The organism is Rhodococcus sp. P4_B6 (assembly GCF_056402215.1).
Map to the genome: position 1 here is coordinate 1 of NZ_JBFUHV010000118.1, position 20827 is coordinate 20827.

General features: G+C 65.7%; 18 protein-coding genes. 5 read left to right on the forward strand and 13 right to left on the reverse strand.

What is annotated here, in order from left to right; all coding sequences use genetic code 11:
* Window positions 1-135: 135 nt before the first annotated feature.
* The 8 genes from AC1DWT_RS35780 to AC1DWT_RS35815 all read right to left on the reverse strand — a co-directional run bounded on the left by AC1DWT_RS35780 (window position 136) and on the right by AC1DWT_RS35815 (window position 9390).
* Window positions 136-936 (reverse strand): crotonase/enoyl-CoA hydratase family protein, encoded by an 801-nt coding sequence (locus tag AC1DWT_RS35780; protein WP_378678594.1) that lies wholly within the window; start codon window positions 934-936, stop codon window positions 136-138.
* A gap of 23 nt (window positions 937-959) precedes the next feature.
* On the reverse strand, window positions 960-2114 hold the full coding sequence (locus tag AC1DWT_RS35785) for a thiolase family protein (RefSeq protein ID WP_477924289.1): 1155 nt from the start codon (window positions 2112-2114) through the stop codon (window positions 960-962).
* 86 nt (window positions 2115-2200) lie between these two features.
* Complete coding sequence (locus AC1DWT_RS35790; protein WP_477924291.1) at window positions 2201-3715, reverse strand: class I adenylate-forming enzyme family protein; 1515 nt, start codon at window positions 3713-3715, stop codon at window positions 2201-2203.
* 215 nt (window positions 3716-3930) lie between these two features.
* A complete protein-coding gene (locus AC1DWT_RS35795; protein ID WP_095861928.1) occupies window positions 3931-5121 on the reverse strand; it encodes an acyl-CoA dehydrogenase family protein in 1191 nt (396 codons plus the stop codon).
* 54 nt (window positions 5122-5175) lie between these two features.
* Entirely contained in the window at window positions 5176-5958 is a 783-nt protein-coding gene (locus AC1DWT_RS35800; protein ID WP_095861927.1) for an enoyl-CoA hydratase/isomerase family protein, read from the reverse strand.
* A 177-nt stretch (window positions 5959-6135) separates the two neighbouring features.
* Complete coding sequence (locus AC1DWT_RS35805) at window positions 6136-7410, reverse strand: FAS1-like dehydratase domain-containing protein (RefSeq protein ID WP_095861926.1); 1275 nt, start codon at window positions 7408-7410, stop codon at window positions 6136-6138.
* A 131-nt stretch (window positions 7411-7541) separates the two neighbouring features.
* Complete coding sequence (locus tag AC1DWT_RS35810) at window positions 7542-9047, reverse strand: class I adenylate-forming enzyme family protein (RefSeq protein ID WP_477924294.1); 1506 nt, start codon at window positions 9045-9047, stop codon at window positions 7542-7544.
* 34 nt (window positions 9048-9081) lie between these two features.
* Entirely contained in the window at window positions 9082-9390 is a 309-nt protein-coding gene (locus tag AC1DWT_RS35815) for a hypothetical protein (protein ID WP_373560142.1), read from the reverse strand.
* A 173-nt stretch (window positions 9391-9563) separates the two neighbouring features.
* On the opposite strand from AC1DWT_RS35815, the gene AC1DWT_RS35820 reads away from it, so the two are divergent.
* The gene (locus AC1DWT_RS35820; protein ID WP_477924296.1) at window positions 9564-10322 is read left to right on the forward strand and encodes an SDR family NAD(P)-dependent oxidoreductase; all 759 of its coding nucleotides are present in this window, start codon (window positions 9564-9566) and stop codon (window positions 10320-10322) included.
* A gap of 178 nt (window positions 10323-10500) precedes the next feature.
* The gene (locus AC1DWT_RS35825; RefSeq protein ID WP_179377585.1) at window positions 10501-11343 is read left to right on the forward strand and encodes an acyl-CoA thioesterase; all 843 of its coding nucleotides are present in this window, start codon (window positions 10501-10503) and stop codon (window positions 11341-11343) included.
* An 89-nt stretch (window positions 11344-11432) separates the two neighbouring features.
* Here the strand turns inward: AC1DWT_RS35825 and AC1DWT_RS35830 are convergent, their stop codons facing one another.
* From AC1DWT_RS35830 to AC1DWT_RS35840, 3 genes are read right to left on the reverse strand one after another with little or no spacing between them, the layout of a single operon-like run.
* Window positions 11433-13727, reverse strand: coding sequence for an acyl-CoA dehydrogenase family protein (locus tag AC1DWT_RS35830; protein ID WP_477924297.1), 2295 nt, complete (start codon window positions 13725-13727; stop codon window positions 11433-11435).
* A 60-nt stretch (window positions 13728-13787) separates the two neighbouring features.
* Window positions 13788-14573, reverse strand: a complete 786-nt coding sequence (locus tag AC1DWT_RS35835) for an enoyl-CoA hydratase-related protein (RefSeq protein ID WP_378678615.1) — start codon at window positions 14571-14573, stop codon at window positions 13788-13790.
* 10 nt (window positions 14574-14583) lie between these two features.
* Complete coding sequence (locus AC1DWT_RS35840) at window positions 14584-15579, reverse strand: NAD(P)H-dependent flavin oxidoreductase (RefSeq protein ID WP_378678618.1); 996 nt, start codon at window positions 15577-15579, stop codon at window positions 14584-14586.
* Window positions 15580-15862: 283 nt separating this feature from the next.
* Here AC1DWT_RS35840 and AC1DWT_RS35845 point away from each other — a divergent pair, with 283 nt between their 5' ends.
* Complete coding sequence (locus AC1DWT_RS35845; RefSeq protein WP_095861920.1) at window positions 15863-16663, forward strand: FadR/GntR family transcriptional regulator; 801 nt, start codon at window positions 15863-15865, stop codon at window positions 16661-16663.
* Window positions 16664-16742: 79 nt separating this feature from the next.
* Here the strand turns inward: AC1DWT_RS35845 and AC1DWT_RS35850 are convergent, their stop codons facing one another.
* Window positions 16743-17135 carry a HepT-like ribonuclease domain-containing protein gene (locus tag AC1DWT_RS35850; RefSeq protein WP_095862665.1) on the reverse strand — a complete coding sequence of 131 codons (393 nt, stop codon included), beginning with the start codon at window positions 17133-17135 and terminating at the stop codon, window positions 16743-16745.
* Window positions 17136-17526: 391 nt separating this feature from the next.
* Here AC1DWT_RS35850 and AC1DWT_RS35855 point away from each other — a divergent pair, with 391 nt between their 5' ends.
* Window positions 17527-18102: a VOC family protein gene (locus AC1DWT_RS35855; RefSeq protein WP_257015497.1), complete on the forward strand. Its 576-nt coding sequence runs from the start codon at window positions 17527-17529 to the stop codon at window positions 18100-18102.
* A gap of 48 nt (window positions 18103-18150) precedes the next feature.
* Window positions 18151-19740: an FAD-dependent oxidoreductase gene (locus tag AC1DWT_RS35860; protein WP_257015496.1), complete on the forward strand. Its 1590-nt coding sequence runs from the start codon at window positions 18151-18153 to the stop codon at window positions 19738-19740.
* A gap of 90 nt (window positions 19741-19830) precedes the next feature.
* Here AC1DWT_RS35860 and AC1DWT_RS35865 read toward each other — a convergent pair whose 3' ends face one another.
* Window positions 19831-20814, reverse strand: coding sequence for an NAD(P)/FAD-dependent oxidoreductase (locus tag AC1DWT_RS35865; RefSeq protein WP_477924302.1), 984 nt, complete (start codon window positions 20812-20814; stop codon window positions 19831-19833).
* Window positions 20815-20827 lie beyond the last annotated feature (13 nt).

Consider the following 20827-nt stretch of genomic DNA (forward strand, 5'->3'; position numbering starts at 1 on the left):
GCCGGACCCCGCCTCTCTGCGTATTGCCCGACCCTGGAGTGCGAATTGTCGCCACCAGCGGAAACACGGCAACGGCCCGGTCGGCAGTGGTCACACTGCCAACCGGGCCGACACCTCTGGCCTGTGCGCCTCGAATCAGCGGGCTTTCCAGACCGGTTCGCGCTTCTCCGCGAACGCGCGCGGGCCCTCCTTCGCGTCCTCACTGGTTGCGAGCTGGTTCCACTCGGCGTCCGACAGCGCCCACCGCGCGGTCTCCTCGACCTGCACGCCATCGATCACGCTGTAGGCGATGCGCTTGCTGGCCTGGACGGACAGCGGCGCGTTGACGGCAATCCGCTGCGCGAGATCGACCGCGGCCTCCACGACCTTGCCGGCCGACACGACCTGGTTGATCAGGCCGACCTCGAGGGCCCGCGCAGCGGTGATCGGATCGCCCGTGAAGATCATCTCCATCGCCAGACGCTGCGGAATCTGCACCGGAAGCCGGAAGACTCCACCCGCGCCCGCGAGGAGACCACGCTTGACCTCGGGAAGACCGAATGTCGCGTTCTCCGATGCGACGACAAGGTCCGCAGCCAAGGCCAACTCGGTACCACCACCGAGCGCGGTGCCGTTGACCGCGGCGATCGTCGGCTTGTCGGTGTACTTCTTCGCGAAGCCGGCAAAGCCCCACTCACGATGGCCCGGCGCATACACCGATTCGCCACGCGACAGAGCCTTGAGATCGGCACCCGCACAGAAGGACTTGTCGCCCGCGCCGGTGACAACGATTGCACGAACCTCGGCATCCGCGGCAGCCTCGTCCAAGGCGCCACCGACTCCGGCACTGACGGCCGAGTTCACGGCATTGCGCGCATCCGGCCGGTTGATCGTGATCACCATGACGTTGTCCACGCGCTCGACGAGCACCACGGATTCGTTGGATTCAGTCACCATATCTCCTTGTTCGATAGCAGGTTTCAGTTGGCGTCGAGCAGTTCCAGGATGGTGGCGTTCGCCTGCCCGCCGCCCTCACACATCGTCTGGAGGCCGTAGCGCAGGTTGTTGACGCGCATGTGGTGAATCATGTCGGTGAGGATTCGACCACCCGATCCGCCGAGCGGATGCCCGAGAGCGATCGCTCCACCGTTCGGGTTGACCTTCGCCGGGTCCGCACCGATGTCCTTCAGCCACGCGAGCGGGACGCTCGCGAACGCCTCGTTGACCTCGAACACACCGATGTCGCCGAGCGCAAGACCGGACTTGGCGAGAACCTTCTCGGTCGCCGGGATGGGAGCGGTCAGCATGATGACCGGGTCGTCACCGACGACGGCAACGGTGTGAATCCTCGCGATCGGAGTCAGCCCGTACCGCGCTGCTGCCTCCTCGCTCATGATCAGCAACGCCGACGCGCCGTCAGAGATCTGAGAAGCGTTACCCGCGTGTATGACACCGTCTTCCTTGAACACGGCCTTGAGCTTGGCGAGCGACTCCTCGGTCGTACCGCGACGAATGCCTTCGTCCCGGGAGATCACAGTGCCGTCCGGAGTGGTGACGGGAACGATCTGGGCGTCGAACAACCCCGCGTCCTGCGCGGCGGCGGCGCGCCCGTGCGACTGGACCGCGAACTTGTCGAGGTCCGAACGGGTCAGTCCCCACTTCTCCGCAATCGCCTCGGCACCGACACCCTGGTTGGGCTTGATTCCGTTGTACCGCTCCATGAATGCGGGACTGTACGGCGATCCGTCGAAGGTACCGGCCGAACCCATCGGAACGCGGGACATGGACTCGACGCCGCCGGCGACGACGACATCGTAGTGTCCGGCCGCCACACTCGCGACGGCGAAATTGAGTGCCTGCTGCGACGAACCACACTGCCGGTCGACAGTCACACCTGGAACTGTCTCCGGCCAACCCGCCGCGAGCACCGCGTTGCGGGCGATGTCGTTGGCCTGGTCGCCGACCTGCTGCACACACCCCCAGATTACATCCTCCACAACGGAGGGATCGATCCCGACGCGCTCGACCAGTGCGTTGAGAACGACGGCGGACAGGTCGGCCGGGTGAACGGTGGACAAGCCGCCGTTGCGCTTGCCGACGGGGGTACGAACTGCTTCCACGATGACTGCGGTCATGCTGTGCTCCTTGATGTCCCTGGCATCGGCTCGGGACGAGTGAGTGTTTTCGGTGGTGCGGCGTAGCTGATCGCCCGCCGGGATGGTCAGACCCGTGCGGCTTCGATCTCCGCGACCATGTCGAGCAGGCGGCGGCGGTCGATCTTGAGCGACACCCCGCGTGGAAGTTCGTCGACCGCGTGGATGGCGACCGGGACCTCGTAGCCGGTCAACTTGCCACGGGCGAAGGTCTTGAGATCGTCCTCGGACACTTCCTGCGCCCCTTCGGCGAACTCGACCACGGCAATCGGAACCTGTCCGAGACGGTCGTCGGCCCGGCCGAACACACACGCGTCGAGAACGGACGAGTGCGCTCGCAACACATCCGAGACAACCTCCGGGTGAACCTTGAAGCCGCCCCGAATGATCGCGTCGTCCGCCCGGCCGTCGATGTAGAGGAATCCGTCCTCGTCCAGGTGCGCGAGGTCGCTCGTTCGCATCCAGCCATCGGCACCGGCACCGGTCTGGCCGGCCCGCACCTCCAATCGACCCGTCTGGCCGACCGGCAGAACTTCGCCGTTGTCGTCGACGGTCTGCAGGTCGACTCCCGGGAACGGGCGTCCGACGCTTCCGCGCTTCCGCGTCCACCATTCGATGTGCAGCGGCTTGGTCCAGCCGGCAACGGCGCCGGAGAACTCGGTGGCGCCGTACACGATCAGCACGGGAATCCCGTACTTTCCGATGAACTCGTCCGCCAGGTCCGGGCTGACGAACGCGGTGCCCGCGGTGACGGCACGCAAACTCGCCAGCTCCTCGGCCGGGGGGTCCGCACTGAGTAACGAGCGCATCGCCGCCGGGGGCAGACTGGCGATCCTCGGTTTGTGCTCGGACACGGCACCCACCCAGCCCTCCACCGTGAAACGTGGCAGCAGCACGAAGGGGCGTGCCTCCGTGAGCGCCTGCAGCACGGCCCAGAGGCCGCCGATGTGCACGATCGCCAGGGTCACCAGGGACACCCGCCCGGTGAGCGGTTCCCGATCCGGACCAGCCGCTCCGGTGTGACTGTGCACCGCGGACATCGCTGCGTCGAGTTGGCGCCACGTCAGTGGCACCCGCTTCGGTGGGCCGGTCGTGCCGGAGGTGAACATTTCCACGGCGACCGGGTTCTGCTCCTTCCGAGGAGCCTCGATGGTCACGTCCCGGCCCCCGCAACGCTGCTCGACCACCGATCCGTCGACCGCGAAGCCGACGATTCCCGATTTCCCTGCTGCCGAAAAGAATTCCGATTCCGACCACAGTGCCGCGGGCGCCAGAACCACCTGCGGCATCGAGTTGACCAAATCCGTCGTCACCCGAGAGGTGGGCTGCATCGGGTTGAGCGTGACAATCGTGCGCCCCTTCCCGAGGATTGCGACCAGCGCCGCGATCGACTCCACGCGGTTGCCGAGCACCACCCCGATACGCGACCCCTCACCGCAACCGACGCTGCCCAACGCTTCGTCGATGCGCTCGACGAGGACTCGCACCTCACCCCAGGTGAACCATCGACCCTCGTGTTGGATCATGTTCGCGGTATCCGGCGCCGACCACAGGGCACCCAATCCGTCTCTGATTCCCGCCACTGATCGCCTCCAGTTCCGCCGACGAGGAAGACCTGAGCTCCCCCGGCCCGCCCTTCATGGCGCCGCCCCGGCAATTCCGATCGCGCCGAATGGACGCGTACACCTCAAGATAGATCACATAGTTAACTAGGTCAATCTATAGCTTGTCTGACGAACGCAGAAATGGGGGACCCGTGTTCACGGGTCCCCCATGGCGATCGGGTGCAGCGAATACCTCAGCGTGGCATGCGAAGTCCGCGTTCGGCGATGATGTTCCGCATGATCTCGGAACTGCCCCCGGCGATGGTGTAGGCGCGGGCGTACAGGAACTCGTCCTGCCAACGCCCGTGATCGACGGCTCCGGCGTCGCTCTCCACGAGAATGCCTGCCTCACCGCAGAGTTCGATCCCCAGACGCGCGATTTCGACTCCCAGCTCACTGAAGAGCAGCTTCGCCATCGGACCGTCGGATACCCGCTCCGACTTTCGGGACCAGCGACTGATGTTTGCGTACACCAAAGCGGAAAGCGCCTCAACCGAGGCGGACAGGCCGCCGAGCCGTTCCTGGATTGCGCCGTCCTCGATTGCCGGCCGCCCGTTGATCGTCACCTTCGCGGCGAGGTCGACGAGGGCAGCGACGTTCTGACGTAGACGGACCGCATTGGTCGCAACCCCACTCCGCTCGTGCCCGAGGCTGGAGTTCGCGATCGACCAGCCTTGATTCAGCTCGCCGATCAGGGCATCCGAAGGGAGTTCGACGTTGTCCAGAAAGACCTCGTTGAAGTCCGACGTCCCCGTCATCTCCCGCAGCGGACGCACGTCCACACCGGGCAATCGCATGTCGACGATGAAGGCGCTGATGCCGCGATGCTTGGGTGCGTCCGGATCCGTCCGTGCAAGCAGATAGCCGAAGTCGGACCATTGCCCGTTCGTGGTCCAGACCTTTTGTCCGCTGACGCGGAATCCGCCGTCCGGGGTCCGTGTCGCCTTCGTTCGCAGCGACGCCAGGTCGCTGCCCGAACTCGGCTCGCTGAAGAGCTGACAGAAGATCAACTCTCCTGAGCGGATGCCCGGCAGATACCTCGCCTGCTGCTCCTCGGTTCCGAAGTCGATCAGCGCATTCGCAACGAGGTTGGCCGCGCCCTGCACGGCGGCGGGCGTTCGTGCGCGCGCGAGTTCCTCGCCGACGACGACGTCCCGCTCAGCGGAGTGTGCGCCGCCCCGGCCGCCGAACCGCTCCGGCCAGGACCCGCCCACGTATCCGGCGGCGAAGAGTTTGCCTGTCCACTCCTTCAGGAGCGCGAGCTCCTCGGGGTTCTCGGCACTCCGCACTCCCGCCTTGGGCGGGATATCGGGAGCATTCGCGGCCACGAACGCCCTGACCTCACTGCGAAACTCTTCGAGTTCGGCGGTCATCCCGTAGTCCATCTCAGATCCCCTTACCCCTCGCACCGCGGCGGATCGACGAGGTAGCGCACGTGGTCATCGGACCTCGTACTTCCGGGTGGGAACCTCGGATCGAACGATTTGTGCCTTGCCGACCGGATTGCCCAGCGACGTGTAGGACATCCCCGTCGCCAGCGCCTGCGAGCGCGTCGAATCCTTCGACTCCCAGATTGCACGGACGCTACCCTGGATCGCGGCCGCAGGCTTGGACGCGATGCGTGCGGCAAGGTCCTGCGCCCGGTCCCACAGCCGATCCCGGGTCACGATCTCGCTGACCAGTCCGATCTCGTAGGCACGTTGGGCGGACATCCGTTCGTCGAGGCCGAGCAGGACCATCCGCAACACTTCTCCGATCGGAATGCGGTGCGCGAGCCCGATCGGCTCGAGGGCGGCAACCATTCCGTAGGAGACATGCGGGTCGAAGAACTGAGCGTCATCGCTCGCCACGATGATGTCCGCCTCGTTGATCCAGTACAGCGCACCGCCGGCCACCATCCCGTGTACGGCACAGACCAGGGGCTTCCAACAGCCGTTCTGCTTGGGCGACAGTTCCGCCCCGGGATCGCGGCGGCTGAACACGTTCTCCGAGACGTATGTACCCTCCTTGACGTCCATGCCGGTGCTGAAGGCGCGCTCGCCGCTGGCCCGCAGCACGATGACGTGCACGTCGTCGGTTTCGGCCGCGTAGTCCCACAGCGTCCGGAACTCACTCCGCATCTCGTTGGTGAACGAGTTCAACCGGTCCGGACGATTCAGTGTGATGGTCAGAACGTGGTCTTCAAGCTCTGCGATCACCGTGGTCAAGCTGCTCAGGTCCACAGTTCCTCCTGGAGAGTACGGGCACACCCATACCTACTATGTTATGGGCAATTCTTCGATCGATCGGACCGCGGATCGCCATCGCCGGATTGGCCGGCGCTGGAGCAGGTCTGCCTGGGACGGTTTGCACGCACGCCCCAGGCAGACCTGAGTTCGAGGGTCCGATCGATCGGCCGGTCACGCCCGATCGGAACGGCGCTTCTCCGCACGCAACTCGCCGTGCCGCTTGAGCATCTGCGCGGCGATCCGCTCCCACTCCGCGGGAGCCGTCGGAAGAATCGCGAGATCGGATGCGCGACTCGGCAACGACACCGTCGCGGTAGCCGGGCAGGTCACCTCGCCGCGCTGACTGGTACCGCGGAACTCGAGGTCGACCAGGTGCCGGTCACCCTCGGTTCGCTTGCCGACAACGTGACCGGTGAAGTAGTGAGTATCGCCGAGGTAGTTGAACTTTCGCATCTGGCTGGACATCGACTCGACCCAGCCGGCATCGCCGATCCAGTCGGTGAGGTAGTGCGTCAACCAGCAATCGCGCATCATGCCGTAGTCGTACGCGGCAGGAAGGCCGATCGAACGCGCGTACTCACTGTCCCAGTGGATCCGCTGCGCGACATCCGGAATGCCCTGCTCGTTGGGAATGTAGAACGGACCGATTCGCTTGCGGTTCTTGTGGGCCAGGCGCCCGGCGGACGGCGTGTACGGAGCGAATCCGTAACCGCCGGAATGGAACACCATCATGTCGGTCGCGGTCAAAGGCCCCTTGACCATGTCGCCGAGAGAATCGCCGACCTGGACGTCCTCCCAGTAGCGGGTCTCCGCTCCGCGCGGCTTCTCTGCCGCGTAGAGCTCGTCGATCGCCGCGATGTCCTCGGGTGTGTACGTCGCCGCCTCGATCGCGTCGTACTTCTTCCGCTTCTTCGACTCGTGTCGCTCGGTGTGAATCGTGAGCACACGTTGCGCCTGCACGACCTCGGCGCGCTGGTTGAACTGGACGTGGATGCGAGTGACGAGCAACGAGCGGCCCGCGAACTCGGACTCCTTCAGTTCGACCTTCTCGAAACCGTGGAAGGAGTAGATCGTGTCACCGTCGTACACCGGGCGGTACCAGTCGGTGGTGCTGCCGGAGACGAACACGTGGATGCCGCGGAAGGCCGGCCTGCGCTGTTCGCGCGGGACCGAGTCCGCAAGCAGCTCCTGCCGGAGAGCGATGTTGATCATCGGCGGGGCGATCTGACCACCCCAGCGAGTGTCGCGGCCGTACTCCTCGTCGACGAACAGCGGGTTGTCGTCACCGTAAGAGCGCGCGAAGTTGCGAATGACGTCCGGGGTGACCCGGCTGAACTGCTCGCGCTGGGTGACCGCGTGATAAATGCCGACGAGATCCCTGGCCCGCTGGATGTCGGTGTCGAGAAACTCGTAGATCTCGGCTTCGGCCTTCTCCGCCGTGGTCATGGATACCTCCGTGATCGATGGGCGCGAACAGCGTCAGCGCCAGTGAACCGGCCGCGGGGCCGGTGAGACCGATACCCCGCTACCACAGTAAGTCAACTTAGTTATATATGTAAAGCCTAGAGTTGGACGGATCAGGCCGTCGCAGCCCGTTCGACGAGGCGGTCGACGACATGGCGCCGCACGAGCTTGCCGGTCTCCGTGCGCGGCAGATCATCCCAGTAGGCGATTCGTTCGGGAGTCTTACTGCTACGCAGCGCGTTCCGAACGAAGGACCGCAACTCATCCCCGTCGACGCTCTCGCCGGGACGCAGCACGACCGCCGCCTCGATCCGCTGACCCCACTCCTCGTCGGGCAGTCCGACGACAGCAACGTCCAGCACCGCGGGGTGGCGGAGCATGACGTCCTCGATCTCCGCGGGCGCAATGTTCTCCGCACCACGAATGATCGTGTCGTCCACCCGCCCGCCGACGAAGAGGTAGCCCTCGTCATCGACGAAGCCCTTGTCACGTGTGTCGAAGAAGCCGCGCTCGTCGACCAGGCGCCCGACACCGGCATACTCGGCCGAGACCTGGTCGCCGGCGACACAGATTCGGCCCACCTCACCGGGGCCGAGAACCGCGTCGTTCTCGTCACGAATCTCGATCTGCACGCCCGGGACGGGAAGTCCGACCGAACCGAGACGCGCACGCACGGGCGCGTCGCCCGATCCGATCGCGGCCCGATGCTCGTCCGGACCGAGAACCGCAATGGTCGAACTGGTCTCGGTCAGACCGTAGGCGTTGACGAATCCGACCTCGGGCCACAGTTCCAGCGCCCGCTCGATGACTCGTGTGGGCATCGGCGCTCCCCCGTAGGCGAGGCCGCGCAACGCCGGAACCGTCTTGTCCGCATCGGAGTCGACGATTCGCGCGAGCATCGTCGGTACGACCAGAGCGTTCGTGACGCCCTCCTGCCGGACCGTGTCCAACCACTGCTCGGGCGTGAACTGCTCGAGAACCATCGTGCGGCGGCCGGCGTAGAGATTGGTGATCACGTTCGCGACCGCTGCAATGTGATACGGCGGCACGCTCACCAGAGCGGCGTCCGCATCCTCGGCGTTCGCGAACTCGACGGAGCCGATCACATACGACGAGAGATTCTCGTGCCGAAGGAGAACTCCCTTGGGTGCCGAGGTCGTGCCCGACGTGTAGATGACCACCGCCGCACCCTCCGCGTCGAGAACCTCGTCCTCGCCGGCATCGGTCACGCCGGACGCGGACAGTAGCTGCAGCCATTGCGCAGGGGTGCACACGTTCAGACCCGCGCGCTCGAGCGCCTCCGCCTGATTCGGATCTGCAATCCCCAAAGCTCGCGGATGATTCGCCAAGAGCGTGTCGAGCTGCTCACGTCCCAGGCGATAGTTCACGGGGACCAACGGCACACCGGCGCGTGCGGCCGCGAACATTGCCACCGGAAAAGCGGGACCGTTCACCGCCAAATAGACGATCGCATCGGCGCCGGAGTCGCGGATCGCGTCCGCACCCGCAATCGCAAGTTCCTTCAGTCGTGATGCCGTGATGCCCGCATCACGGGTGCCGATCACGACGCGGTCGCCGAAACCGTCCACCGCCATGTCCAGCAACATGGAAATATTCATACGTCACTCCACTCGTCGTTCGGGGCCCGGAACACTAGTCCGAGGAGGGCAGGGGCGTGGCACCCTTGAGCGCGAGTACTCCGCCGCCCAATGCGAGCTGACCCTGCCCGGCCTTGGTGCACAGAACCTCGAGGCCCGACGCCTCGTCGACGTAGCGCTTGCCCATCACCGCACCACCGATGTGCTCAGCATCGATCGACGTCCCGTCCCCGGTGGGGGTCTTTCCCTCCGACATAGGGACGCCACCACACGTCAGCGTCACGTCGCCCTCGACGGGACGGAGCACGACCAGGGTGGTGGTGTCGACTGCACTGGCCAACGACTGACCGACCTTGAGAATCACGATTCCTCCATTCACGGGGTGAGCTGTACGACCGTGGGAGCCGGTCGTGTCGATGCCCTGGGTGGCGCGCCGACTACTTCAGTAGGGTAGCGCGCGTCACATAGTTTAGATAGTACTATAAGTGCCCTTAGATCGATTTCGTGGAACCTCCTCACCGTAAGGACATCGTTGGAATGAACATCATCGGCAAGAAGGCCGTCGTCGTCGGTGGCGCGTCGGGCATGGGGCGGGCGACCGCCGAGGCGCTCGCAGCGGGAGGCGCCCAGGTCGCGATCCTCGACCGCGAAGGCAGCGCCGGAAAGGACGTCGCGACCGAGATCGGCGCGATCTTCCACCCGATCGACATCACCGATCACGAGGGTGCGGAACAGACACTGGCCGCCGCCGTCGCCGATCTCGGCGGCCTGCACATCGCGGTGAACACCGCCGGCGGCGGGACCGTGAAGAAGACCCTCGGACGGAACGGCCCCCACGACCTCGAGAGCTTCCAGAAGGTCATCGACCTCAACCTTGTCTCGACGTTCAATCTGAACCGGCTCCAGGCCTTCCACATGTCGCACAACGAGCCCGAGGACGACGAGCGCGGCGTGATCGTCAACACCTCCTCGATCGCGGCCTACGAGGGCCAGATCGGCCAGGTAGCGTACAGCGCCGCGAAGGCCGGCATTGCCGCGATGGCACTGGTCATGGCCCGCGACCTCGGCCCGCAGGGCATCCGCGTCCTTGCCATCGCCCCGAGCCTGTTCGCGACCGGCGCCACGGCCAAGTTCACCGCCGAGCAGGTCGCTCCGCTCGTCGAGGATGCGGCGTTCCCCAAGCGCATGGGCCGACCCGAGGAGTTCGCCAAGCTCGCACTCGCCATCGTCGACAACCCGATGCTCAACGGGCAGGCCCTGCGCCTGGACGCCGGTCAGCGATTCGCGCCCCGCTGATCGACCTGCCAAAGCTTCTTTCGCCGTGGCCGATTCGGCTCGCATCGACAATCGGCCACGGCGCCGCCCGGCCCGGGCACAGATTCGGCCACGGCGCCGAATCTGTGAAACAGTATGAGGAATTGCCATGCCGCTTCCACACGGGGCCGAGTCCCTGACATCACTCAGGCGCCCTCCCGTGGGCGAGATTCTCACGCTCGCGCAGCTCGACAGGGACCTGTTCCGCGGTGAATCGCATACCGTCGCCCGCCGCATCTACGGGGGCCAGACATTGGGCCAGGCACTCGTGGCGGCCGGCCGGACCGTCGACGGCGACCATCACCCCCATTCGCTGCACGGACACTTCATCCACCCGGGTCGCTCAGACCTCCCGGTCGACTACCGCGTCGAACGCGTCCGGGACGGCGGCAGCTTCACCACTCGTCTCGTACGAGCGGTTCAGAACGATCGAACCATCCTGTTGGCGACCGCGTCGTTCCATCGTGACGAGCAGGGCCTCACCCATCAGGACACGACCACGACACCTGGCCCGACCCCGGAGGATCTCCCCCGCTTCGAGCACAGCCTGAGCGCCTCCGATCTGGGCGATGCGGAGTGGCTGCGCCGATTGCTCGTCAACGTCGGCGTCGAGTTCCGATTCCCCGGCGAGTATCCCCGCGTGGCGAACCGGCGCGGCGAGCAGCTACCACCCCGGCAGCGCGCCTGGGTCCGGACCCCCGGAGTTCTCGACGACGAACCTCTGGTTCAGGCAGCGGGTTTCGCGTACTGCTCGGACCTGTTCCTACTCTCGGCCGCCCTACCTCCGCATGCCCGGCACATCGACACCCCCGGGCTGAAACTGGCAAGCCTGGATCACACCGTCTGGCTGCACGCACCGTTTCGCGCGGACGAATGGCATCTGTACGAGCAGCACGGGTACTGGATGGGCGGCGGCCGCGGCATCAGCAGGGGACGTCTCTACAACCGGGACGGCATGCTGCTGGCGAGCACGATGCAGGAAGGACTGCTGCGGTTCCGCTGACGAAGCATCGGCCGCCCGGTCACACAGACCATGCCCTCAAAGCTCGGCGAGCGGCGCAGCCAGACCCCGTCGAGGGGCGTTCCCTCCGCTCATCTGACGCGGTCGAGCAACTTCGTGACCGCCCGGTCGCGCATCACCTCGGGCCGACTGAGCCAGGCTTCGTTCGCAATCGCCCTGCGCAACAACAGATGTGCGGTGTGCTCCCACGTGAATCCAATGCCGCCGTGAATCTGGACGCACTCTTCGCTCGACCGCACCGCAGTGCTCAGCGCCTCGGCCGATGCGAGTTCTGCGGACAGGACCGCATCCGGGTCCACGCCGTCCCGATCCGCTGCCGCGAGAACCTGCCCACGTGCGCCCTCCGCACCGACCAGTAGGTTGGCGCACCTGTGCGAGATCGCCTGAAACGACCCGATGGCCTGCCCGAACTGTTCACGCTGCCCGGCCCATTCGACGGCGAGGGCAAGCGCGCGGTTGGCAACGCCGACGGAGTCGGCCGCGACCAGCAACTGCGCCACCCGACGAGCCGCAGCGAGCGCGTCTGCGACGAGGGCTCCCGCGGCCACCACCGTTGCCGGTGTCGCGTCCAAGGCGACGATACCCACCGTCGCGGTGATGTCGATCGAGTTCTGGACGGTGATCGAGGCCGCACCCGGTTCCACGGTCGCCAGCAGAAGTTCACCGGTAGCGGCATCGGTGGCGAGCACGACCAGGATGTCGGCGACCGGAGCGCCGGCCACTCGCTCGACGACACCGGTCAACCGGCCCGCGCCACACACCGGCAATTCTGTGTCGCAGACCCAGCCGCCGTCGTCGACGGGTGCGACGAACGCGGCCGTGGCTCCCTTGATCACGGCTTCGGCCGCCCTGTCTGCACCAGCCGCAAGGAGAACTTCCAACGCGATTGCGGTCGGCACCAGCGGCACCGGAGCAAGGCGGTATCCGGCCTCCTCGACAGCCGCGCAGAGCAGCCGCAGGGGTGCACCGCCGCCGCCGAGTCGCTCCGGAGCGGCCAAACCCGGCAGCCCGAACTTGACCAACTCGTCCCAGAGCCCGATGTCGTAGTCACCCGGCGAGGTCTCCCGGGCGAGGAGGTTCTCGGTCTCGACGTACGAGGAGATCGCCGAGCCGAGGACCTCCCGAAGCGCTGCTTCGTCGCCCTCCGGCGCCGCGAGTGGCCGACCCGGCGTGACGGCCGGGGCACGCCGGCCCTCTCCACGGTGCGACGGCAGCCCCAACACCCCCTCCGCGATCGTGTTCCGCTGGATCTCGGCGGTGCCCGCGCCGATGGTGGTGGCCCGCGACATCAGGTAGCCGTAGGTCCAGCGGCCGTTCTCGGCGGCGCCCTCGGACCGCGCACCCAGTACAGCGGCACTGCCCGTCAACCGGAGGGCGAGCCTGTGCAGATGCTGTTCGAATTCCGACTTGACCAGTCGGTTGACGGAAGCGACACCCCCCGGGTCCTCCCCCCGGAGGACGGCCTCGAGTGCTCGCGCGCTGTTCGCCGCGATGCTCCGTACGGATGTCTCGATCCGGGCAATTTCCTGGCGGATCACGGGATCTTCGGCGTATCCCCGATCGACGGCCAGTCGAACTACCTTGTCGACGGTGCCGCGGTAGCGGAACTCGTCGGCGAGGAACGCGGTGGCACGCTCGTGCCCGAGGGAGGTTCGCATGATGGACCAGCCCTGCCCCTCGTCGCCGAGCCGATTGGCGACCGGGACCTCGACATCGTCGAAGAAGACCTCGGCAAAGTGGTGGCCGCCGGCCGCATCGCGAAGCGGGCGAATCTCGATGCCCGGCGAGTCCATCGGGATCAGCAGGTACGTGATACCCGACGTTCCGCGACCGGCAGGACCGGTCCGCACCAGTGCAAAGATCCAGTCGGCCCTATCAGCCTTCGTCGTCCAGACCTTCTGGCCCGTCACACGGTAGACATCGCCGTCACGAACGGCCCGGGTCGACAGTGACGCCAGATCACTACCGGCCCCCGGCTCGGAGAACCCCTGGCACCAGAACTCGTCGGCGCGCAGCAGCGGCTCGAGGAACCGATCCTTCTGCTCCTGCGAGCCGTGGACGATGATCGTGGGAGCCACGATGAAGGACATCGCACACGGGTGTTTCGGTGCACCGGCAGCCGAGACCATGCGGTAGTAGTCGAGCTGATCGTCGAGCGAGAGTTCCATTCCACCGACCTCGACGGGCCAGCCCGGGGCCGCCAAGCCGGCGTCGACAAGCTCGGACTGCCACGCTGTCGACGCGTCGAAGCGATCGCGTGACGTGGCCGGTCGTGGGCGCTTGCGATACTCGTCGAGCAGTACGGACAGCCGGGACCGCCAGTCACCGGTGCGAGCGTCGAGCACCGCCGTGGATGTCTCTTCCACCGCGCCACCTCCCTTGTTCGTTCGGTACGGAACTGCATACCGGGAATGAAAGTTTTTGTGTCAGCTCTTCTGACCGCGCCGACTACCGAAGCGCTCACTCACGTCGCTGCCGTTCGATCGGAACGTCACCGCGGCCTCCGCCTCGAGACTCAGGGCGTGCGAGAGAGAAACGCCCGCGCCTTCCTTGAGCAGTCGCAGCATTCGCTGGATCGCCGCGGGGTGCCCGTCGGCGATGCGGTGCGCGATCTCGAGGGTGCGCGCCATGAGCGATTCGTGCGCGACCACTTCGTTTGCGAGGCCGATTCGGGCGGCGGCAGCACCGTCGATCGGCTCGCCGCTGAGGACGAACTGGATCGCGGCAGGCAGCCCGACCATCCGCGGCAGCATCGCACTTCCGCCCCAGCCGTTGAGCAGCCCGATCTGTGCGTGAGTGTCAGCGAATTCGGCGCGGTCCGAGGCGACGATGAACGAGCAGTTCACCGCGAACTCGTAGCCACCGGTGTAGCAGGGGCCGTTGACCGCGGCGATCACCGGCTTCGAGATGCCGCGCAGTACCTGGGTGGGCGTCGGCCCTTCGGTTCGTGGCGACGGACCCGAGAGCGCCTCGGGGAGGTCGACTCCCGCGGAGAAAGATGTTCCGGCACCGGTGATGACGACGACGCGGACCTCGTCATCGGTATCCGCCCGCCACAGTTCCTTCTTGATCGCCTTGCGCATCGCCCGATTGATGGCGTTGCGCCGATCGGGCCGGTTGAGGGTGAGAACCGTGACGAACCCGTCGCGTTCGACGAGCAGCGGCGGCTCGTGCGGATCTTCGGTAGTGGCTTCGACAACCGCTTCGCTCATCGTGTCCCCCTCAGATCGCGGCGGAGGCCGCGGGAACGAGAACCACGTCACGCGAGAGGCCGAGCAGACGCGCCTCGGCGTCGGCGGCGGTACGCCGAACCACCTCACCCGCGGCCGGGATGTCCCTGATCAGGCCCTGGACGACACCGACGGTCCAGATACCGAACTCCGGGTCACCCTCCTCGTAGACCTTGCGGCCTCGGGTACCCGCGACGAGATCCTTGACTTCCTTGAAGCGTCCACCCTTGTTCAGGATGTCGACAACCTCTTCGCTGACCGAGTTGCGGGAGGCACGCATCGTGTTGCGGAGCTGACGGAAGATCAGCTGGGTGTCGAGCTCGGAAGCCCCGACGATCTGATTCTTGATGTTCTCGTGAATGGGGCTCTCCTGCGTGCACATGAACCTGGTGCCCATGTTGATGCCGTCCGCACCGAGCGCGAGAGCAGCCGCAAGGCCGCGGCCGTCGGCGAACCCACCGGAGGCGATGAACGGGATGGTCAGCGCGTCCGCCGCCGCCGGAATGAGGACGAGACCTGGCACGTCGTCCTCGCCGGGATGTCCGGCGCACTCGAAACCGTCGATGCTCACGGCGTCCACACCGATCCGCTCCGCCTTGAGCGCGTGGCGCACGCTCGTGCACTTGTGAATGACTTTGATGCCGTGTTCCTTCAGGTGCTCGACATGCACGGTCGGATCCGAGCCTGCGGTCTCGACGATCTTGACGCCGGACTCGATGATCACCTGGCGGAACTCCGCGTACGGCGGCGGGTTGATGGACAGCGTCAGGGTCAGGTTCACCCCGAACGGCTTGTCCGTCATCGCCTTACAGCGTTCGATCTCCTGCGCGAGAGCATCCGGGGTCGGTTGAGTCAGTGCGGTAATGACACCGAGACCACCGGCGTTCGACACTGCTGCGGCGAGTTCCGCGCGGCCGACCCACATCATGCCGCCCTGCACGATCGGGTGCTCGACCCCGAATTCCTCGGTGAACCGTGTCTTCAACATTGCTGCTCCTAGGCGCGTGCCGGAGATCCGGCGGCAGGTATCACGGTGATCCACCACACCGTCGACGAATACAAAGCTAACATAGTTGACTATGTTGGCGGCTGCAAGATCGTGATCGGACGTCACCCGATGGCAGGCACCCGCCTGTCACGACGAAAGCGCGAACACTCCGGCCAGGTCCGAGGAAAAACCACAGGTCAGGACCGCATTCAGCACGACCGGTACGCTGGGGTGCTTTACTGAGTACTCATAGTCACCCTTGAAAGCGAAGGTGTACGCACCCATGACCGATGACGCCACCGTTGCGCCAGTCTTCGAGCAGCGCGCACTCTCGACGCGTGCCATTCGCACTCCGAAAACTGCCGAGTTGGTTGCTCTCAAGCTCCGCCGAATGATCGTCGACGGCGAACTGAAGGACGGCGATCACCTCCCGCACGAGGCCGAATTGATGGAACATTTCGCGGTGAGCCGACCGACGCTGCGTGAGGCGGTTCGAGTGCTCGAGGCCGAACGCCTCGTCGAGGTCCGCCGTGGGTCACGCTCCGGCGCCCGTGTGTGTGTACCTGGTCCCGAAGTGGTCGCACGGCCCGCGTCGCTCCTGCTGGAGCTGTCCGGCGCCACCGTCGCCGACGTCTTCGTCGCCCGAGAGGCCATCGAACCGGCCGCGGCTCGCATCCTGGCAGAATCCGGCACCGAGGACGACTTCGACGAACTGGAGAGGCTGCTCGACGAGGAGGTCCCCGCCGCCTTTGCGGCGGGCGACTTCGGCCCCGCCGCTGCACGGTTTCACCTCCGGATGGTCCAACTGTCCGGCAACGCAACGCTTGCCCTGATCGCCGGCATGCTCCACGAAATCTTCGAGCGACACACCACCAACGTGGCCCGTGAACGCGCCGTCGCCGATGCCGAGGCCGCCCACGAGCGCTACAGGCTGTTCGTCCGTTCCCTGCGACGGCTGATCAAGCTGCTCCGCGACCGCGACGGGGACGGYGCCTTCGCCCACTGGAACAAGCACATGAAGGTGGCGCGGACCATGACGCTGCCCGGCAATGAAACGACGCAGGTCCGAGACATCCTCGACTGACACCCGAGCCGGGGCCCCGACCACACACCAGCCGCCGTCCCCCTCATCTCAGCAGGTGCCCGACCTGGTCGAGGCGACGTCAGACGACGTCGCCTCGGCCGGCCCACTCGGTGGCTCGGCGCTCGAACTCCTGGAATGCGGACAGCGCCCTGGCGACGACCGCCTCGACCTGTTCGGGCTCGGTGTCGAGACACAGCTGCATCACGACGTGATGGGGCCCGTCGGCAGGCATGAGTTCGGACGCGAGCTCCCTGTCGATCAGCCCGGACCTGATGGCACCTTCGCACGACTCGGAGAAGGTCTCCGGCGTGCGCCCTGAGCTCGCCCGGGAAACGTGGCAGTTGATGTCGAATGCCATGTCCGTCAGGTTCGCGAGAACGCGTTCGATCACCAGGCCGGCAGTCGAGTTCCGCTCCAGGAGCTCCACGTCAACGGAGCCGATGGCTTCCACCTGCCGGAGGGCTCGCCGCATGGTGATCAAGATGTGATCGATGCGCTCGGAATCCGATCGAGAGTATGCGTCTCGCGACGACCGCTCGGCAGCGTCGGAGAGCGCAACGCCGGAGGGGGCAGTGGCCACTCCCGCATCCGGAGTCCTGCTCGATGCGACATTCAAGGTGTTCACCCCCCCATGGTGGAGCCATCCCGCGCACCAGTCAACATTCGGAGCTCGGATACCTCGCCACGCATGCCGATCTCCACCCGGAAATATCGGCGATTCGAATCCTGTTCCGCCAGATGGCATGAGCGGTGGACCGGGTGACCCGACAGGACGACAGTGGAGACGATGTGGACTTGGCGTTCCGAGCGCGCTGTCGGATGGGTCCACGCGCGAACATTAAAGCCGAGGGCGAGGATTCATTGTGAAGTCGTTGAGCGATCTGATGCGCAACTGCATGCAGCTGGGATACGTAACCGAGGATATCGATGCCGCGGCAGCGTTCTTGGAGACAAGCCTGGGGACCGTCCAGTGCGTGAAGAGCTATCGATCGTCATTGGGCCGGACACTCGACGGGGCTGCACACGGCGATCCTTCGGCCACGGATCCGGGCGCACTCGAGGGATCATTCGTCGTCGTCGATGGTGCGGTTGCCGAAGAATGGGTGATCGATGTTGCTCTGGTCAACGCCGGAGCGACCAACATCGAGATCATCCGGCCGGTGGGCGGTGCGGTGGACCTCTACCGAGGCAAGCTCCGCGCCGATACTCCGGCGACCTTCCACCATGCAGGGTTTCGTGTCGACGACTTCGACGAGGCCTCCGCACTGGTGGCGAGAAGTGGTCGAACGTGGGCGCAGTACGGAGTCAGTGGTGGTATCCGGTTCGGATACCTGGACCTGACTGCGGAACTCGGACACTTCATCGAGGTAATGGAACTCGACGAGGCGAGCGCGAACATGTTCGCGAAACTGGAAATGGCTTCCAACTCTGTCAACTGATCGTCAGGTCGGTCTCGGGGCTTCCCGCGACGCAGGAAAGGAATGAAATTGCAGAAGAATGAGGCTGACGACGTCTACGACGTCATCGTCGTCGGTTCGGGTGCTGGATTGGTTGGTGCGCTTGCCGCAGCGTCACGTGGGCTCCGAACACTCGTCATCGAGAAGACCGAGTTCATCGGCGGCACCACCGCCTACTCGGGATCGGGATTATGGCTGCCGGGCAACGCTGCCGAGCGTCGCGCCGGGTTGGATTCGGGACCGGACCAGGCCCGTCCCTACCTCGACGCCATCGTCGGTGAGGACGCACCGTCAGCTCTGCGGGAAGCTTTCCTGCGGGCCGGTGCACCCATGATCGACGAACTCGAGAGCCATTCGTGGCTGGGACAGTTCTTCTGGCTGGGCGTACCCGACTATTTCGAGAAGGCGCCGGGCAGCTTGGCCGGTGGCCGCACGATCTTCCCGGAACCCCTCGACCGTTCGGCCCTGGGAGATCTCGAGCCGTTGGTGCGCCGTCCGCAGTGGGCCGAACGCTCCGGCGCCCACCCCGGCGACGTGATGACCGGTGGGCAGGCACTGATCGCTCGCCTGCTGCTCGCGTTCACGGAAACCGGAAACGGGTCGATCCGGACGAACACGCCGTTGAAGCGGCTCGTCGTCGAAGACGGTCGGGTCGTCGGCGTCGAGGCAACCTCCGACGGAGATTCGATCACGTTGCGCGCCCGGCGCGGTGTCATCCTCGCGGCCGGTGGCTACGAGCGCAACGGAGAGTTCCGTCAGAAGTACCAACCGGAGGTGACGGGCGAATGGTCCCAGGGAGCACCCGGTAACACCGGCGATGCCCTTGTCGCCGGAATGGAGATCGGTGCCGCAACGGATCTCCTCGAAGAAGCCTGGTTCGCTCCCGGTCTCGTGGTTCCCAACGAACGTCCGGTGTTCTACACCTCTGTGTGGAGCGGAATCTGGGTCAACGACGCCGGTGAGCGCTTCATGAACGAACGACTCCCGTACGACAGGGCCGGCCACGAAATTCTTCGTGCACAGCGGAATTCGGATGTCTCGCATATCCCGGTTCACTGGGTGTTCGATCAACGCCAGTTCGACAACGAGCGGGCATTCTCCTCACCGCCGGTGGCGCCGCAGTCCACGGACTGGTTCGACATCGACAAGTTCTTGGCGGCCGGCGTCCTCCAGAAGGCCGACACCCTCGAGGAACTGGCGGAACTGATCGGCGTCCCAGCCGGAACGTTGACGAAGAGCGTCGCACAGTTCAACGAGTACGCACTCAGCGGGAAGGACGAAGCGTTCGGTCGAGGCGACGCGCCGTGGGACCGAAACATCGTCAATACGTGCGGCAGCCATGAGGACGGACCGAATCCGTGCCTGGGTTTGATCGGCAAGTCGCCGTTCTACGCCGCGCAGATCGTGTTGTCGGACCTCGGGACGAAGGGCGGACTGAAGACCGACGAGAACTCCCGGGTTCTGCGCGAGGACGGCTCCGTCATCACCGGCCTCTACGCGTCGGGTAACACCATGGCGCCGATGACCGGGCGGATCTACCCGGGTGCGGGCGGCCCTGTCGGATCGTCCATGGTCTTCTCCTACCTGGCCGCACTGGACATGGCTGACTCGAACGGCTGATCGCCGACCCACCCAAAGAACTGAGGGCCCCCGAGGTTGTCATCCTCGGGGGCCCTCAGGTTTCCTGATTTGTTTCAGTCCGAGTCGGGCTCAGGCAGCGTCTGTCGAGTGCCCAGGGAAGAGCGAGAGTGTGGGGTCCAAAGCAACGGCCGCATTGTTGACTGCGGTGGCCACCTCACCGAACCCGACCGACATGAGCCGGACCTTCCCGGTATAGGAGGTGATGTCGCCGGCGGCATAGACACCTGCCGCCGTCGTCTGCATACGGCTGTCGACGACGATCGTGCGACGATCCAGATCCATACCCCATTCCGTCAGCGGTCCGAGATTGCTGATGAAGCCGAGCGCGGCGACCACCGCATCGACGGGCAGAACCCGAGGGTCGTTCTGACCGTCGATGCGAACGTGGGCCCGCTGCACGGTGCCGTTCCCGTGGAGCGACTCCACCTGTGCGTCGGTGATGATCTCGACACCACTGTCGTTCAGTTCCCGGACGCTCGCCGCATGGGCCCGGAACGCGCTGCGGCGATGGACCAACGTCACCGAGCGGGCGATCTTCCGCAGTGCGAGGGCCCAGTCCACTGCACTGTCCCCGCCTCCCACGACGAGTACGTCACGGCCGGCATGTTCCTGCGGGTCCGGCACGAAGTAGCTCAAGCCACGCTCGAGAAACTCCTCGCCTGCCGGGAGCGTCCGCGGAGTGAAGGTCCCGATACCCGCGGTGACGATCACCGCTCCGGCATCGATGACGGTGCCGTCGGACAGCGTGACAACCGGTCGGCCGTCCGGGGAGTAGGCAAGAGCGACCGCTTCACGCCCCAGGAGATAGACCGGTTCGAACGCGTCTGCCTGCGCCTTGAGCGCAGCGACGACCTCCCGCCCGAGTGCCCCCGGGACAGCAGCGATGTCGCGGATCTCCTTCTCTGGGTACAGCGCGGTGATCTGTCCACCGCACTGGGGAAGGGCATCGACGAGCACGGTGGACAGTCCGCGGAAGCCCGCCGTGTATGCGCCGAACAGTCCGACAGGACCTGCGCCGACGATGAGGATGTCTGTGGTAACGGTCTCGGCCATGGGCCGTCCTCCT